The organism is Bradyrhizobium sp. Y36, from assembly GCF_002531575.1.
Lineage (GTDB): Bacteria > Pseudomonadota > Alphaproteobacteria > Rhizobiales > Xanthobacteraceae > Bradyrhizobium.
Window position 1 is genome coordinate 48,117 of sequence record NZ_NWTI01000005.1, and the last position, 16,705, is coordinate 64,821.

The window sequence follows — 16,705 nt, forward strand, 5'->3', positions numbered from 1 at the left end:
ACAGTAGCCGGCATGTTCGGCGAACGTGCGCGGCTTTTGTGAAAAGGCGTGCTCAGGCAACGCCCTGAGCGCGGGCAGGTCGCGACCGCGGTCGCGCGGCGATCTTACGCCCCCACCAGCGCCTTCGTCGTCGGCAGCAGCGTCTGCTGCACCACCAGACCACGGGCGCGGGCGTCCATGACGCCGACGGCGCGCAGCGCCAGCAGCGTCACGGTCTGCACCGCATCGCGCATCTTGACGGGATCATCGAGATTGTCGGGCGCGAGCGGCCCGACCAGGGCCTCGTGCAGCGCACCGAGCAGAGCCGTGGCGGCGAGCGCGGTGTCCTGCGCCGGCAGGTGGCCGGCACGCACCGCCGCATCTATTCGGCCAGCGATCTCACCCGCGATCTCGCGACGGCTGGCGAGGCGTGAGGCACTGACATCGACGTCGACCGGCTCGGCCAGGATGCCCCAGGCCAGCCGGCGCTGCGACAGGGTATGGACCGCCACGGTGGTGACGGCGGCCGCCAGCGCCGAGGACGGCCCCGGCGCGGCATCCGCCGCCCGCCGGATCGCCGCGAGCTCGTCGCGGGACACCTCGGCGATGAGTTCGGAGATCAGCTCGGCCTTGGAGGGGAAGTAGCGGTAGACCGTGCCGGCCGCGACATTGGCCCGGACCGCGACCGGGGCGATCTGCACCGCCGCCATCCCGCCTTCCGCCGCAGCCTCCCGCGCCGCCGCGAGAATCGCGCTGCGCCGCGCCGCAAGGCGCTTAACCACTTGATGCGTCCGCCGATAAACCATGGCGCGCTTCCTGTCCCACACGCCTGCCGCACGCCCCGCGGCCGAACGCGTCGTCACGTCAAAAGATACAAATCGTCCCGCAAGGACTGAACAACTATTCAGGGTAGATGACAAGACAGGAAATGCGTGGCGCGCCACGCGCCCGGACTGGAGCGTCGACCCTGATCGTGAAGGCCTCGTCCCGGAAGCCGCCCAAGCGGACCGAGCGGGAGACGGATGGCTATTGCGCGATATCCAGCTCGAAGGACCGCCGCGCGATCTCGGCGCCTTGCCGGCGCAGAACGAAAGTTGCCCGATAGCTGCCGGCCGGCCAAGTGGAGCCTGCGCGCTTTCGCCCAGCCGAGATGAAATACTGGGCGTGGTCCCGTGGCAGCTTCGGCGCGCGATACTGCGCGACGACCTGCCCCTCAGGTGACCTCAACTCGAGCGCTTGCTCGTCGTCCGCCTGAAGTCCGATCGCGCGAACATACGCAACGATGGCGGCCGATTGAGAGCTGGGCAAGGATCGCTTGACCTCGCCTGTCTCGATCTCGTCCATGGTCACCGCGCGATCGGCAAAACCGGCATTGATGATCTCGGTGGACGGAGGGTTCGAAACGGAATTTTGCGTCGGCTGCCACAGCGAACGGCCGGAATTGCATGCGCCCTGCGCGGCGCCCTCGGCGAATGGGTCTACAATTTTCCCCTCGTGCCTCACCGTGAAATGGAGATGTGGGAACTCGGTATTTCCGGACAGCCCCACCAGACCCAGTGCCTGCCCGGAGCTGACGCTGTCACCGGGTTTCACTTTGAGACTGCCCTTGGCCATGTGGCAGTATTGCGTGCTCCAGCCGTTTCCGTGTTCGACAACGGCGCCGTTGCCGCACTCCCTGCCGGTGATTGCGGCTTTGCCGATGACCTTGACCGAGACGTCATCCATGCCGTCGCGCGTGTGGGCAACGCGCCCCGACGCGGCAGCAACGACCTCGACCCCTTTTCGCTGAACGTCCAGATCGGGCAGCCGGATGTCGGTGCCGTCGTGACCGTCATAGGTTCGGTGCCCGCATCGATAGTCCAAGGTCTTGTCCGAGGGATCATGGTCGACGTAGTTCTGGATGAAGCAGGTCGTTCCCAACTCGCAGGCAACCGGCCAAGCGAACGGTTGTAGCTCGGCGCTGCAAGCCGCCGACGCACAAGTGATGGCCGCGCAGACCACCGATACAGACACAAGCGCTCTCATCCGATCTGTCTGTTCTGACGATGCGGCGTGCGACAAGTGTAGTCCGGAAGCGAGAGTTTCATTCGTGATGTCCCAAGAACCCTGGCCAACATCGGTACGCTGTCAAGCCACCAGCACCGGGGGAAGATCACCCACAAAGGCGACGATCCATCCCTATCTGCCGGATTTGTGCCGCCTAAGCCAAGCCCGAATCTCTCGTGCGATGAACACGAATCCCAAGCAGCCTATCAGGATGAACAGCAGATGAAGCCCAAACAAGCCGACGAAGTTGAATGGATGGTCGCCAAACGTGATCAGCTGATAATGACTGCGCTCGCCTCTGCCGCGAAAATTCGCCCAGAGCGTTCCGGCAGAGTACCACTGGCTCAGGCTGTAAACGCCATGTACCCCCATGATAATCGCTATTGCGGCACCGACGAACGGCATGGGGACGTGCAATCTGACCTTCACGGGTCTCACTTGATGTTTGGCTCCTGGGCCTCGAGGAGCAGGTCATCGCAGAAAATCGTCGGGAAGGGGACCTCTTTCGTCCGCGCCCCACGTTCGTGTCGGCGCCGCTGAAGATCGATATCATTGCGCGACGTTTGCGCGCCCGCCAAGCCGTCAAATTCATCGCATTCAGAATCGTTCTCGGTATCTCATCGCCTCCCCAATTTTGCCCAGAGGTTCGCGAAGGAACCGGCTTTAAAATGGTGGCAAATTGCCGCAAGCAAAACCAGCGCGATCTCATTCGCCGTCTCACTGCGGTCATTGGCAAACGAAACCGATCGCGATTGAACAGCGATCGAATGAGCATCTTCAAATGCTTGGACTTGCGGGTTCCAAATTTGATTTGAATCGTCTCTGCTTCACGTGTCAGCGCGCCAATCCTCGCAAAAGCGCGAGGTTGTGTGCCGCTTCTTTACATCTCGAAGTTCTTATGTAGTGTCCGCAACCGGACGTTGACGTCGGCCCGCGCGCAGTGCGCAGGCGGCATCGATGTTCGGGGGCCGTGGTTGTGACTGGCGTTTGGAATACGTTCAGAGACTGTTTGCGCGGCGCAGGTTCATTGCGCGCTCACCAAGGCCACGCAGCCAATTTATCACGGGCAATGTCGAGAGTTCCAACTGCAGCTTCGCTGCGGGCGCCGCTGTCATGCGCGAACGGAGCGGCCAACATGAAGCGGCTCGCAGGATTCCCTCGCGCTCTCATTCTGCTTCTCATGCTGGTGCCGGGTCGCGCGGCAGCCGCCGAGCCATTTTCAGTGCGGTGTGAGGGTGGCGTTCCCGTCCGCCCATACTTTGCGACGTTCGATGTCGATGCCAAAGCCGTCGTTTTTGAAACGCCGCCGATCAACGTCGAGACGGATTTTGGTATCAATGCACATTCGGGAGAGATCATTTCCACGAATGATGGAAAGATCGAATTCGTGCTGCGCGTCCGTCCCGGACGGCTCGACCTGGTCTTTGATCGCAATGAAAAGACGATGAGCTGGCCGGGACTTGAAGACCCCACCTTCCGGCCGACATTGACGCATCAGTGCACCGTCCTCCCGCCAAGGAGCATTTTGAGCTTCCGGGTTCGCGACCCAATTCAGCATCCGATCTCCGTCCGCTGTGAGGACGCAGGAGACATGTACTTCACGATGGATGCAGCTTCGAAACAAGCACTCTTCGAGCGCGGCAAGGAGGGAAGAGGGTTTCGCGGCGAGGTCACCGCTGCGGGCCAGGATGAGATCACGCTGTCGATGAATTTCGATGTCCCTCGCCGGGTCGTCTGGAGCAGAAGCCGCCAGACCATCACGATCGAAGGCATCGAGGGCGATGCGTCGAGACCCCGCACCGTCATGCAATGTCAGGAAATCCCGCCTCGAACAATGATGGAATTTCACAGAGACCCACAGCGGTAAGCGCCTCACCACGGCGGGAACGATCCGCTTCAATCAACCGAGAAGACGAGCAACTGGCCGAGCATGACTCGGCCAGCCGATGAATGCTGCCACCACAAGAGACCTGGGAGAGAACATCATGGAATACTACACCGTAACGCCGCCGGAGCCTTCGAAAGTCACCGCGGCACTTGGGGAATTCCTGGATGGTGCTCTCGATCCTCTCCTGCAAACCGACGCGGGCTCATTGCCGATCAAGTTTCTCTACAAATATTTCGGTCCGGGCAGCACCGCCAATGAGATCAACAAGGTGATCACCAGGGAGGACGGCTTCTTCTACCTGGACGGGGTCAAGATTATCGCGGACACCGGACCCAAAGCTGAAATCGCCGAAGCCTTGACGCTGGCGCTGAGAGCGGTGGCGCTCGGCATATTGGGCGGGGCGTCGCTTCCCATTGCCCTTGAAGTTGCGGTGGCAGGTGGTGCCGCGGCACTTGCATCATGGGTCTACGAGGCGTTTGCCGAGCCGGTAACCGATCGGATCTACGAAATATTCGGCGTCGCATCGACGAGGCTCGAAATCACGGACAGCTCCGGCCAGAGCGTGTCCGGCGTGGTCTACCGCAATGGTCTTGCAGCGGAAGGCAAGTCAGCCACCGACGCGGCTCTGAGCCTTCTCAATTTTTCGGCCGGCAAGTTCAACGTCAATTCTCATGTCGCGGTCTACATCAACGGCAACGAGAACATCGGATATGACGTCCTCGCTGGAGACTATCTTGCCCAAATCGCCGGCGCGATGGGAGACGCGGCGACCAAGATTTCAAACGGGACAGGTGTCGACGCCAATGGCACGCCGGCAAAAAATTCCGATCTTCTGACTCCGTATCTGTCAGGCGCGGACTTCACGATCATGCAGACCGGCGCAAAGCTTGGCTTGCAAATGTACAGCAAGGACAGCTTCGGCAATGGCGTGGTCGAGTATTTTCTGAAGCAGGAGATCTCCGTTGGCGGAGACTTGCACGGCCTGAACCTCCAAGCCGCGAAGATCGCGGTCTTCGGCAGCAACGGAGTTGACAATCTCGACCTGGGGGCCGCCACCGGAAAGGTTTACGCCTATGGCGGGATGGGATCGGACACCATTCGCGGCGGCAGCGGCGGCGACGTTCTGTGGGGCGACAGCCCGGCCGGTTCGAGCAATGGAGAAGTCGACTTCATCCACGGTGGCGGCGGCAACGATCAGATATTCGGCGGCGCTGGCGGCGATCAGCTCTTCGGCGACGATGGCGCGGATTACATCGAGGGCGGAGCCGGGGACGACACGATCGATGGCGGCACCGAGATGGACGAGATCTGGGGCGGCATCGGCGCCGACATCATCCACGGAGGCGATGGAAAGGACGTCATCAGGGGAGGATCCAGCGTCCCCGGCGAGAACGATGCCAACGTCGTCAACAAGGTATATGGCGACGGCGGGAACGACGAGATCTACGGTGCCGAGGGCAATGACCAGCTGTTCGGCGGTGCCGACGAAGACGAGCTCTCGGGCGGTGCTGGCAACGACAAGCTGTTCGGCGGGGCAGGCAACGATCGGTTGACCGGAGGCGCTGGCGGCGATCAGTTCTACGTCGGATGGGGCGACATCGTCCTCGACAGCGACGCCGCGGACAAACTCTTCTTCGGAGGGGACCCCTCCGAAGACGAAGCCGATTACGCCGAGGTCACTCAGCCCGAGCTAACCCATACCTTCGTTGAATATGCCGACCTGAAGGGCAATTATCTCGAAGGATACAACCATTTCTACTTCGGACAGGGAGGTGATGCCGGTACGTTCATCAACACCGGTCACAGCCTGGTCATCCTGAACGGATCGGACGCCAATCCGGACTACATCCTCGCCAAGAACTATCAGACCGGAGATTTCGGCCTGGACGTCTATGATCCCGCGAAGTTCGCCTCGAAGGCCAAGCAGCACTATGAGGAGAACAGGAATGGCTGGTCGTCGGAACGATTTATCCTGACGCCATATCTGGAGTCTCTGCGGATAGCGTTGGGCCTGGAAGCGCAAGCCAACCAGGCCAACAAGGCCGGACGCTCTGAACTCTTCCAGGTTCTGGAGACATCTACCGAGATCGCCGGTACGGCGGATATCGATTTCCTGCAGGGCACCGCCGGGAATGACGAGATCACCGGCGGTGGCGAGATGGATCTGCTGCTGGGTGGCGCGGGCTCCGACATCTACCGCTACGCACGCGGAGATGGGGACGATTACGTCATGGACTACGACGGCGCGTCCGACGATGTCGATGTTCTCGCATTCGCCGATCTCAATGTCTCGGATATCGAGATCAGCGGCGGCGGGTCCGATCTCTTTATCAGCGTGCTCGGAACGCAACCCTCGACCATCACGATCACCAATCAATTCGCGGAGGCCGGGCTTGAGGGGATCGAGGAGATCCAATTCGCTGACGGAACGACGTGGACCCGAGAGCACATCCTTGAAGCGATGCGAACCGTTCGTGGCACGGACGGCAACGACGAGCTCTACACCAAGGCCCAGCAGATCAATGGCGAGTGGCAGCCAACCGTCTTTGTCGGAGGGCACGGAAACGACCACCTTTACGGAGGCGAGTACGGGGACATCTACGTCTACGCCAAGGGCGATGGCAACGATACGATCGAGGATTTCGGAGACAACAGCGGCACCTTGCGCCTGTCCGACCTCAATCCGGCCGACATCGGCGTCAGCAGCCTGCCGGACCATTCGATTCTGATCACGGTTTACGAGACCGGCGAGACGATCACGGTGAAGCCCTTTTCGGACCAGAGCATTGGATTTGACCAGATCGTGTTCGCAAACGGAACGATCTGGGGACGCGACGACATCCTTGCCGCCGCCCATGCCCCAAAGGGTGCGATGCTATCGAGCGACCAGGTGGCGGAAAATGCGAACGACGGGACCGTCATCGGGACCGTCGCCGGTGTCGATCCGGATACGGACGCAGTACTGACCTACAGCCTGACGAATGACGCTGGCGGACGGTTTGCGATCGATTCAGCCACGGGGCAGATCACAGTGGCCAATGGCGCCCTGCTCGACTACGAGAGCGCGACGTCACACACCGTGATCGTACGCGTGACGGACCAGACCGGGTTGACGTTCGACAAGTCGTTCACCATCGAAGTCACCGACGTCAGCGAATCCGTCAATCACGCGCCGACCGACGCGACCCTGGCCGGCGACTCGGTGGCCGAGAATGCGGCGAGCGGCACCATCGTCGGAACCGTTGCCGGCGTCGATCCGGATGCCGGGGCCGTGCTGACCTACTCGCTGACCGACAACGCCGGCGGACGCTTCGCGATCGACGCAGCAACCGGCCAGATCACCGTGGCCGATGGTTCGCTACTCGACTATGAGGCAACGACGTCCCACGCCATTACTGTTCATGTCGTGGATCAGGGCGGGTTGTCCTTCGACAAGACATTCACGATTGCCGTGACCGACGTCAACGAAGCGGCTAACCAGGCTCCGAGCGATGCGACCTTGAGCGGCGGCACGATTGCCGAAAACTCCGGCAACGGCGCGGTGGTCGGAACCGTTGCCGGCGTCGATCCGGACAACGGCGCCGTCTTGACCTATTCCCTGACGGACGACGCCGGAGGACGCTTCGCCATCAATGCGGCCTCCGGCCAGATCACGGTCGCCGACGGTGCGCTGCTCGATTACGAAGCCGCAACGTCGCACAGCGTGACGGTCCGGGTCACGGACCAGGGCGGCCTGACCTACGACGAGGTGTTCGTACTCGCTGTCACCGACGTCGCGGGCGCAACCTTGAACGGCAACTCGGCAGCGAACACCCTGACCGGTACGGCCGAAGACGACGTCCTCAACGGACTTGACGGCAATGACGTTCTGAACGGCCTCGGCGGCAACGACACGCTCGACGGAGGTACGGGCACCGACACCATGACCGGCGGCGCCGGGAACGACGTCTACATCGTGGATGCGGCCGGCGACGTGGTGAACGAGACGGCCAACGAGGGGATCGACGAGGTTCGCACCTCGCTGTCGAGCTATACGCTCGGCGCGAACGTCGAGAATGTGACGGCCACGACGTCTGCGGCGCTGACGGCCAGCGGCAACGCCCTCGACAATGTCATCACGGGCAACAGCGGCAACGACGTCCTGTTCGGCGGTGACGGCAACGATACGTTGCTGGGCGGAGGCGGCGACGACGTTCTGCAGGGCGGCGCCGGCAACGACATCTTCGACGGCCAAGGCGGCCAGAACTGGATCACGACCGGCAGCGGCCAGGACACGCTGATCCTCAACGGCGCCAGCGGATATTTGCAGGTCGACGACTTCAGCGACGGTAACGACAAGATCAACATGCGCGGCACGGGGGTCACGGCGCAGAATGCCGCGCAGAACGTCACCCTGACCGAATATGCGGAAGGCGGGGTCCTCGTCGAATTCGGGACCTCGCAGATCTGGTTCGAGAACATCATGCCGGGCCAGATCACATTCGACGACTTCATCTTCGACACTGCCGGCGGCGGAGACAATCACGCTCCGACCAACGCGACCTTGAGCGGAGGTTCTTTTGCGGAAAATTCGACCAACGGGACCGTTGTCGGGACGGTAACGGGCGTAGATCCCGACGCCGGAGCCGTGCTGAGCTATTCGCTCACGGACAATGCCGGCGGCCGCTTTGCGATCAATGCCGCGACCGGCCAGATCGCGGTCGCGAACGGAGCGTTGCTCGATTACGAGACGGCCACCTCGCACGATGTGATGGTTCGTATCGTCGATCAGGGCGGGCTGAGCTTCGACAAGGTCTTCACGCTGACGGTGACGGACGTCGCCGGCGCCACGCAGAACGGAACGTCGGCGGCCGACACGCTGATCGGCACGAACGAGGGCGATGCGCTCAACGGGCTTGGCGGCAACGACACCCTGAACGGTCTGGGCGGCAACGACGTTCTGGACGGAGGGGCCGGCAACGACACCATGAACGGCGGCACCGGAAACGACATCTATATCGTCGATTCCAGCAATGACGTCGTCAACGAGAGCGCCAATGAAGGCATCGACGAGGTGCAGACCTCGCTCTCGTCCTATACGCTCGGTGACAATTTCGAGAATCTCACGGGAACGAACAGCGGCGGTTTTACCGCGGCCGGCAACGCGCTCGACAACATCATCACCGGGAACAGCGGCAACGACGTGCTGTTCGGCGAGGACGGCAACGATGTCCTGCGCGGCGGCGCCGGTGACGACGTCATGCAAGGTGGCGCGGGCAACGACACCTTCCAGGGACAGGGCGGCATCAAGTGGATCACAACCGGCGCCGGCGCCGACGTCCTGGTGTTCAACGCCGGCAGCGGCGCGTTCCAGGTCGATGATTTCGCCGACGGCAGCGACAGGATCGACATGCGCGGCACCGGCGTCACCGCAGAAAACGCGGCGGAGAACATCACCCTGACCGAATATGCGGAGGGCGGCGTGCTCGTCCAGTTCGGATCCTCCGAGATCTGGCTGGCGAACGTCATGCCCGGTCAGATCACGTTCGCGGACGACTTCATCCTGAGTTGACCGCCGCATCGGCCGTGCTCTGCATGTGGACGCCGTGGCCGGTGCGCGGCCTCTGCGGCATCTCGGCCGCGCTCAACCTGCTGATGATCGTGGCGACGCCGGTGATCGGCGCGCATGGCATCATCGACGTCGCTGCCGGTATCGCGCTCGCCGCAGCCTCGATCTGGGTCGCGACATTCCACCCCGGCCGGACGGGCAAGCATCACCCGAGACATTCGAAGGGTTGACCTGACAAGCCGGCAAAGAAAAGAGCCCCGTCGAGGACGGGGCTCCCGGAAATCTCTAGTTCGTCCGCTCTTACTTGAGGCTGGACGAGATCGACGTGAACTTGGTGTTCAGCGTGGTGCCGAGGTTGTTGACGACGGTGATGATCGCCAGCGCGATGCCGGCAGCGATCAGGCCGTATTCAATGGCGGTGGCGCCGGATTCATCCTTCACGAAACGCGCAACGAGGTTCTTCATAGAGTGCTCCAAATGAGTACACGAGGCTACAACTGATCTGGTCTTTTCGGCTTCCCAGCGCCGCCCGACCATGGAACCGAACGTAGAGGCAAAGGATTGCGCCGCAGTTAATTCGACTGCGTAAAGACCGAGCGGTTTGTGCGTATTCGGCGATGGTAAACCGAAATCTAAAACAATCCGTTAAATTGTCGGGACATGAAAGCGGCCCGACGCTGCTGGTTTACCCGAAGTTATGACCGCCGTGGTCCAATGCCGCCCGCTCGGACTGAAGCGCAACGGGACGGATCGCTCGTCGCGCTTCGGGTGATCTTCCGAGAACAACAGGATGACGAGGCGGCATGTCCCTTTCCTTTGCCAACAGCATTGCGGTGCAGAGTCGCGCGAGGGCTCTGGTGCCGCTGTGCGTCGGTGCCGGCGCCTACCTGTTCTACCTCTTTGTCGGCGACACGCTGCTGTCCGACTCCGACTCGTTCTGGCAGATCAAGATCGGGCAATGGATCCTCGATCACGGCGCCATGCCGACCACGGACTTCTATTCCTTCACGCGAACGGGCGCGCCCTGGATCTCGACGTCCTGGCTGTCACAGGTGCTGTTCGCCTATTCCCATGCGCAATGGGGCTGGGCGGGTCCGGTCATCATCACCGCGATCGGGATCGCGCTCACGGTCGCCATCTTCGTCTATCTGCTCGACGCGCAGATCGAAGCTCCCCGCGCCGTGCTGTTCGCGATGCTGGCGCTGCTGCTGTCGATCCACCACGTGCTGGCGCGGCCGCATATCCTGGCGCTGCCCGTCATGGTGGCGTGGGTGGGCCTCTTGATGGCAGCTGCGGACCGCAGGAGCGCGCCGTCCTGGTATTGGCTGCCGCTGATGGCGCTCTGGGCCAATCTGCATGGCGGTTTCGTGCTGGGGCTCGCGCTGATCGGCCCGATCTCGCTCGAAGCGGTCGAACATGCCGAGAAGGGACGACGGCTCCGGCTCTTCATGCGCTGGGTGCTGTTCGGCGTCGCCGCGCTGATCGCCAGCTGCTGTACGCCCTATGGCTGGCGCACACTTCAGGGCGCGACCAACATCCTCGGCCTCGGCGAATTGCTCTCGCTGATCTTCGAATGGATGCCGGCGAACTTCGCCACGTTCAACGCGTTCGAAGGCGCCCTGCTCGGCCTGATCGCATTCGGCTATTATCGCGGTCTCGTTCTGTCGGCGCCGCGGATCTTCCTGATCCTGTTCCTGACCTGGAGCGCGCTGACCCATGTCCGGAGCATCGAGGCCTTTGCATTCCTGGTGCCGCTGGTGCTGGCAAAGCCGCTCGGCCAGATGTTCCCGCGCCCGGCCGACGCCACCGGTGCGGACCGATGGCCGGCCCGCTATGTCACCATCACAGGCGCGCTGATGATCGTGGCGGCAAGCTGGACCTCGACGGTGCTCTACATGGGACACCACCGCTTCACCTTCACGATGAACCAGACGCCTGTTGCGGCGGTCGACCTGCTCGAGAAACTGAAGCCGCAACGCATCTTCAACGCCTATCAGTTCGGCGGCTATCTGATCTCGCGCGACATTCCCGTCTTCGTCGACGGCCGTGCCGAGCTCTATGGCGAGAAATTCGTCATGGACTTCTTCAAGGCGACCGAGGGCAAGAAGCCCGAAATGCTGCCGCGCCTGCTGGACGAGTACAAGATCGACGCGACGCTCCTGGTCGCCGATGCGCCGGGACCGCAGATCCTCGACCAGCTCAAGGGCTGGAAGCGGATCTACGCGGACGACATCGCCGTGATCCACGTGCGAGTCCCCGCAGACGGCGCGACCGCGGTACCGTCGAAGTGAGCTTCGCGGGCCCGGAAACGAGAGACATGCTTCGAGAGGTGACGCAGGCGCGAGCTGGCGCACCGCGCCGAGACCTCAGCGATCCCATGACATGGCTCCTTCCAGCAAGCCGCCTCTGACAATTCCGGCTCAAGCCGGCTCGGAGCGAACCGTCGCCATCATCGTTCTCGCGGTGCTGGCGGCGGTCTCGCTTCTGCCGGTGCTGCTGACCCCCATTCCGGCGATGGTCGATTATCCCAACCATCTCGCCCGCATGTACATTCTGAGCCAGAACGGCACCCCCGATGCCAATCCGCATTACGAGGTGGCGTGGGCATTCTACCCCAATCTCGGAATGGATCTGCTGGTCCCGCAGATGGCGCGGCTGACGGGCGTCGAGATTGCCACGCGGCTGTTTCTGCTGCTGAGCCAATTGCTGATCGTAGGCGGCGCGCTTCTGCTCGAATGGGCCCGGAAGGGACGGGTCCATCTCGCCGGCTTCGCTGCGCTGGCCTTTCTCTACTGTCTGCCGTTCAGCTGGGGCTTCGTGAATTTCGAGTTCGGGCTGGGCCTCGCGCTGTTCGGCATCGCGGTCTATCTGATGCTGGCCGACGGCCCCTGGCCGCTGCGCTTCGTCGCCAATCTGCTCTTCGTCGCCGCGCTGTATGTCGCGCACTTCTTTTCACTCGGCATTTACGGCGCGACGCTTGGCTTGTTCGAGCTGTCGCGCATCCGAGACCGGCCGATGTCGTACCCCGTCGCGGCCGCGCGGCTTGGCGCGCTCGCCCTTCCGGCGCTCGCGCTGTTTGCGATCATGCATGTCACGGCAGGGTCGATCGGAAGCGAGGGTACGAGCTGGTTCCTCGGGTTCAAGCCGGTCTGGCCGCTCCGCATCATGAACGGCTACAATCTGACGATCGCGGCCGCGACCGGGCTGGCGCTGATGATCGCGTTGCTGCTCGCCGCACGACGCGGCGTCCTCAGGCTCGAGCCGGCCGGGATCTGGCTCGCGATCGGTTTTGCGCTCCTCTATCTGGTCATTCCGTCAAAACTGTTCGGAACCTCGTTCGTCGATCTTCGCGTAATTCCCGCCGCGGCTCTGATCCTGCCGGCCTTCTGCGCGCTGTCGCTGCCGAGCCGGGCCTGGAGAATGGCCGCGCTCGCTGGGATCAGCGGCATCATACTGCTCAATATCGCCGTCGTGCTTTCGGTCTGGCTGCCCTACCGCGCCGACTATGCGGCGATCATCGCCTCGTTCCAGAAGATCGATCGCGGCTCGCGCGTTCTCGTCGGAAGCGTAGGCGACAATGGCGATCCGCCCTTCGCCGACCTCACCTCCTATCCGATGTATTATGCGCCGACGCTGGCCGTGCACTATGCCAACGCCTTCGTGCCCAACCTGTTCACGGAGACGGGCAAGCAGCCCGTGCGGCCACGTGAGGCCCTGCGCAATATTGCCATTCCCTATGGAGGCCCGGTGCCGTCGGACCTGCTTGCCGCGATCGCAATGGGCCAGCCGCCCGCAGACGTTCCGCCGTTTGTCCGCACCTGGTACCGGGATTTCGACTACCTCTATGTGCTTGGATCGCCAGCCGCAAATCCGCTGCCGGATCTGCTGGAGGTGCTAGAGAGGTCGGAGCGATTTGTGCTCTACAGGATCCACCGCAAGCCCTAGGCCGAAGCCGCGCCTGCCCGCGCGTGGTTAACCACCATCCGATCCGCCCTCCCGGCAATGCCCAGGGCCGTAGACACTTAATGGTTGCGGCAAGGCGACCTTAACCACCGGCTCCTAGACTTCCGCCCCTGCAACCCAGCCGGAATCCCTCGCATGGCGGCCAATTCCAGATCGATCCGCTACAGCCTCGTGATCCCCGTGTTCAACGAGGAAGCCGTGCTGCCGGTCCTCCTGCGGCGGCTCGACCAGGTGATGTCCAGGCTCGACGGGCCGGCAGAAGCGATCTTCGTCGACGACGGCAGCCGCGATTCCAGCGCGATCGTGCTGCGGGCGCTTGCCGCGCGCGACGCGCGCTTTCGCTACATCGGCCTGTCGCGAAATTTCGGCCATCAGATCGCCATCACCGCCGGCATGGACGCCACGCAAGGTGACGCGATCATCGTCATGGATGCCGATCTGCAGGACCCGCCGGAAGTGATCGAGCAATTGATCGCGAAGTGGAAGGAAGGCAACGACATCGTCCACGCCCGACGCCTGTCGCGTGAGGGCGAAAGCCGCTTCAAACGTGCGACTGCGCATCTGTTCTACCGGCTGCTCGGCAAAATATCCTCCGTCGGCATCCCCGCCGATGTCGGCGACTTCCGCCTGATCGATCGCAAGGTGCTCGACGCTCTCAGGCAGATGCCGGAGCAGGATCGCTTCGTGCGCGGCATGATCGCCTGGCTCGGCTTCCGGCAGGCCGAGGTCGCGTTCCACCGCCTCGAGCGCGCCGCGGGCGAAACCAAATACCCGCTGTTCAAGATGGTCCGCCTTGCGGTGAACGCCGCACTCGGCTTTTCCGACCTGCCCTTGCGGCTTGCGATCTGGTGCGGATTGACGGTCTCCGGTCTGGCGCTGCTCTATGGCGGCTGGGTGGTCCTGTTGTGGCTCGGCAAGGACAGCCATCTCGTGACCGGCTGGTCCTCCACGATCGTCGTCGTGTCGCTGCTGTGTGGCATCAACATGCTGATGACGGGCATCGTGGGGCTCTATGTCGGCCGCATCCATGCCGAGGTGAAACGCCGCCCGCTCTACGTGGTGCAGACGCGCGTCGGTTTCGGTCGCGACGAGGCGGCGGCGGCACCGGCGATCCACGCCGTCAACGAGTGACCCAGCGCATGACAGAACTCTTCGACGGCTACCACGACAACTACCGGGACGTGGTCCAATCCTCGATCGACTTCTCGGGCTTGCCGCATGATTTCTTCATGCGTGCAAAGGCCGATCTGCTGCGCGATCTGATCGCGCGGCGGCTGGGCACGGAACGGCCGGATATGCTCGACGTCGGCTGCGGCGTCGGCAGCCTTCACCCGCTGCTGCACGGCATGGTCGGCCGCTTGAGCGGCATCGACGTTTCCTCAGCCAGCCTGACGCAGGCGCGCGCTCGCAACCGCGGGGTCGATTACCGGGAGTTTGACGGCCGTACGTTTCCTTTTGCCGCTGGCAGCTTCGATCTGGTCACGGCCATCTGCGTGATGCACCATATCGTGCCGGCCGAATGGGCGCAGTTCGTCGCCGAGATGCGCCGTGTGACGCGCCCCGGCGGGCTTGTCTGCGTGATCGAGCACAATCCGTACAACCCGCTGACGCGGCTCGCCGTCGCGCGCTGTGAGTTCGACCGGGACGCGGTCTTGCTCGGTGCCGGCACCACGCGAAAGCTGATGGCTGCGGGCGGCCTGTGCGAGATCGGCGCGCGGCATTTCCTGCTGCTCCCCTGGGACAGCAAACCGGCGCGGCGGCTTGAGGGGGCCCTGGGCCGTATGTGGCTCGGCGGCCAATACGCCGCCTTCGGCACCGCCTAGACTATCTTTGCGGTGTATCTCGCCGCTTGTGCACGACCGCCACATCGTCGCTGTAGACGCGCTGCCACTCGGGCAGCCGGTCGAGCATCGCCACCGCCGGCGTGCGCGGTGAGAGCAGGGTCGCGCCGATGTTGTATTCGTCGAGCAGCTTGAGCAGATCTCCGAGGTCGATCAGCGCCAGCGCACGATTGTAGCGGTCGATGAACGGTCCCCCGTACAATTCGCCACGACCGTCGATGAAGGTGGGAATGCCGGCATAGATCAAATAGCCGCCGAACGAATAATCGTTGAGCACGCGCCCTGCCCTCGCGAGATCGGTTTGGGCGATGGCAGCCGTCGGGGTGACGTTGGACGCCGGCCGGATGTCGCGCGCCAGAGCAAGTCCGCTGATGGCGGCCAAGGCAGCGACCGCGGCCAGGCCCAAACCGCGCGAGGAGCCGTCGGTATCGGTACGGCCTGGCCCGCCGAACGTCCGGCCCAGGGGGGCCGCCAGATAGAGCGGCGCCAGCATGGCCAACAGATCCGCATTGCGGATCTGCGCCAGCGCGAAATGGAGCAAGCCGATCACCACGAGGGCTCGCACGACCGGCAGCGTCACGCCGCGCGAGAGCGCGAAGATGCCTCCCAGCAGCAGCAACTCGAAGCCGCCGACATGGCTGAAATCCTGCGGCCGCCATTCCCCGATCCAGGCGAGCGCAGAGCCGAGGCCGAGCGTCTTCAGCGGCATCAGCAGCGGCTCCGGCCCGTGCGGCGTCAGGCAGGACGCTGCAAGGGCAAGCGCAGAGAATGGCAGCCAGCGCAGCAGCACGCGCGGCCATTCACTTCGCGCTTCACGCAGCAGCGCCTCGAGCACCGCCGGGCCGATCAGCCCGAGCGCCAGCACCACGCTGCCGTGCAGATTGGTCCACAGCACCAGGAGCGGCAGCGCCCAATAGGGCGGAGGCCCGCCGCGGTCCATGCAACGAACCAGCGCCGCCGCCCAGGTCACCATCAGCGGCAGCACGAGGACGTGTGGCCGCGCCAGCATGTGCGGCGCGAGCAGGACGACCGCCGCGATCACCATGAGCAGCGTCAGGGTCGGCGAGAGTTCACGCAGCAGGAAGAACGTGAACAGGCCGAAGGCGAGCGCGATCGCCGCGGCCGCGATGGCGACGACGCCCGGCCAGCCGGCAAACGCGTGGACGGCGGCATAGATGACCTCTGACAGCCATTCGAAAGTGATCCAGGGCTCGCCGTGCATCGAAAAGGAAAACGGATCGCTCGTCGGCAGGGTGCCGTGCGCGATGATCCAGCGTCCGACCTCGATGTGAGAATAGCTGTCGGGATCGCCGAGCAGTCGCGGCCCGGCGACCAGCAGCAGGGCATAGATGCAGAGCCCCACGGCCCAAGGGAGCACCGCACGAGCCGAAAACGGTTGAACCGCGCTGTGGACGACCTGCTCAGTCATGGCGGGCCAAA

The 16,705-nt window shown here is 63.3% G+C and carries 12 protein-coding genes; 7 read left to right on the forward strand and 5 right to left on the reverse strand.

Annotation, left to right across the window (positions count from 1 at the left end):
• Positions 1–104 precede the first annotated feature (104 nt).
• The 3 genes from CO669_RS10995 to CO669_RS11005 all read right to left on the reverse strand — a co-directional run bounded on the left by CO669_RS10995 (position 105) and on the right by CO669_RS11005 (position 2,454).
• Positions 105–785 carry a TetR/AcrR family transcriptional regulator gene (locus CO669_RS10995; RefSeq protein WP_025034128.1) on the reverse strand — a complete coding sequence of 227 codons (681 nt, stop codon included), beginning with the start codon at positions 783–785 and terminating at the stop codon, positions 105–107.
• A gap of 220 nt (positions 786–1,005) precedes the next feature.
• Complete coding sequence (locus CO669_RS11000; protein WP_198963951.1) at positions 1,006–1,992, reverse strand: M23 family metallopeptidase; 987 nt, start codon at positions 1,990–1,992, stop codon at positions 1,006–1,008.
• A gap of 165 nt (positions 1,993–2,157) precedes the next feature.
• On the reverse strand, positions 2,158–2,454 hold the full coding sequence (locus CO669_RS11005; protein ID WP_143278653.1) for a hypothetical protein: 297 nt from the start codon (positions 2,452–2,454) through the stop codon (positions 2,158–2,160).
• A 706-nt stretch (positions 2,455–3,160) separates the two neighbouring features.
• Here CO669_RS11005 and CO669_RS11010 point away from each other — a divergent pair.
• The 3 genes from CO669_RS11010 (at position 3,161) to CO669_RS11020 (ending at position 9,691) form a co-directional block, all read left to right on the forward strand.
• A complete protein-coding gene (locus CO669_RS11010) occupies positions 3,161–3,892 on the forward strand; it encodes a hypothetical protein (RefSeq protein ID WP_143278654.1) in 732 nt (243 codons plus the stop codon).
• 118 nt (positions 3,893–4,010) lie between these two features.
• Entirely contained in the window at positions 4,011–9,464 is a 5,454-nt protein-coding gene (locus CO669_RS11015; protein ID WP_158228756.1) for a cadherin domain-containing protein, read from the forward strand.
• The gene (locus CO669_RS11020; protein WP_245444274.1) at positions 9,461–9,691 is read left to right on the forward strand and encodes a phosphatase PAP2 family protein; all 231 of its coding nucleotides are present in this window, start codon (positions 9,461–9,463) and stop codon (positions 9,689–9,691) included. Before CO669_RS11015 ends, CO669_RS11020 begins: the two co-directional genes overlap by 4 nt.
• Positions 9,692–9,761: 70 nt before the next feature.
• Here CO669_RS11020 and CO669_RS11025 read toward each other — a convergent pair whose 3' ends face one another.
• Positions 9,762–9,926: a Flp family type IVb pilin gene (locus tag CO669_RS11025; protein WP_097659833.1), complete on the reverse strand. Its 165-nt coding sequence runs from the start codon at positions 9,924–9,926 to the stop codon at positions 9,762–9,764.
• Between the two features lie 338 nt (positions 9,927–10,264).
• On the opposite strand from CO669_RS11025, the gene CO669_RS11030 reads away from it, so the two are divergent.
• From CO669_RS11030 to CO669_RS11045, 4 genes are all read left to right on the forward strand, one after another.
• On the forward strand, positions 10,265–11,752 hold the full coding sequence (locus CO669_RS11030; RefSeq protein ID WP_097659834.1) for a hypothetical protein: 1,488 nt from the start codon (positions 10,265–10,267) through the stop codon (positions 11,750–11,752).
• 91 nt (positions 11,753–11,843) lie between these two features.
• Positions 11,844–13,406 (forward strand): hypothetical protein, encoded by a 1,563-nt coding sequence (locus tag CO669_RS11035; protein WP_097659835.1) that lies wholly within the window; start codon positions 11,844–11,846, stop codon positions 13,404–13,406.
• A gap of 153 nt (positions 13,407–13,559) precedes the next feature.
• Positions 13,560–14,555, forward strand: a complete 996-nt coding sequence (locus CO669_RS11040) for a glycosyltransferase family 2 protein (protein ID WP_097659836.1) — start codon at positions 13,560–13,562, stop codon at positions 14,553–14,555.
• Between the two features lie 8 nt (positions 14,556–14,563).
• Positions 14,564–15,247: a class I SAM-dependent methyltransferase gene (locus CO669_RS11045; RefSeq protein WP_198963952.1), complete on the forward strand. Its 684-nt coding sequence runs from the start codon at positions 14,564–14,566 to the stop codon at positions 15,245–15,247.
• A 1-nt stretch (position 15,248) separates the two neighbouring features.
• Here the strand turns inward: CO669_RS11045 and CO669_RS11050 are convergent, their stop codons facing one another.
• Positions 15,249–16,694 (reverse strand): hypothetical protein, encoded by a 1,446-nt coding sequence (locus tag CO669_RS11050; protein ID WP_097659838.1) that lies wholly within the window; start codon positions 16,692–16,694, stop codon positions 15,249–15,251.
• Positions 16,695–16,705 lie beyond the last annotated feature (11 nt).

What these genes read in the sequence shown, in the direction of transcription:
- CO669_RS11015 (WP_158228756.1), top strand. Translation starts at nt 4,011, where the DNA reads ATGGAATACTACACCGTAACGCCGCCGGAGCCTTCGAAAGTCACCGCG.
- CO669_RS11040 (WP_097659836.1), top strand. Translation starts at nt 13,560, where the DNA reads ATGGCGGCCAATTCCAGATCGATCCGCTACAGCCTCGTGATCCCCGTG.
- CO669_RS11050 (WP_097659838.1), bottom strand. Translation starts at nt 16,694, where the DNA reads ATGACTGAGCAGGTCGTCCACAGCGCGGTTCAACCGTTTTCGGCTCGT.
- CO669_RS11010 (WP_143278654.1), top strand. Translation starts at nt 3,161, where the DNA reads ATGAAGCGGCTCGCAGGATTCCCTCGCGCTCTCATTCTGCTTCTCATG.
- CO669_RS10995 (WP_025034128.1), bottom strand. Translation starts at nt 785, where the DNA reads ATGGTTTATCGGCGGACGCATCAAGTGGTTAAGCGCCTTGCGGCGCGG.
- CO669_RS11030 (WP_097659834.1), top strand. Translation starts at nt 10,265, where the DNA reads ATGTCCCTTTCCTTTGCCAACAGCATTGCGGTGCAGAGTCGCGCGAGG.
- CO669_RS11035 (WP_097659835.1), top strand. Translation starts at nt 11,844, where the DNA reads ATGGCTCCTTCCAGCAAGCCGCCTCTGACAATTCCGGCTCAAGCCGGC.
- CO669_RS11045 (WP_198963952.1), top strand. Translation starts at nt 14,564, where the DNA reads ATGACAGAACTCTTCGACGGCTACCACGACAACTACCGGGACGTGGTC.
- CO669_RS11025 (WP_097659833.1), bottom strand. Translation starts at nt 9,926, where the DNA reads ATGAAGAACCTCGTTGCGCGTTTCGTGAAGGATGAATCCGGCGCCACC.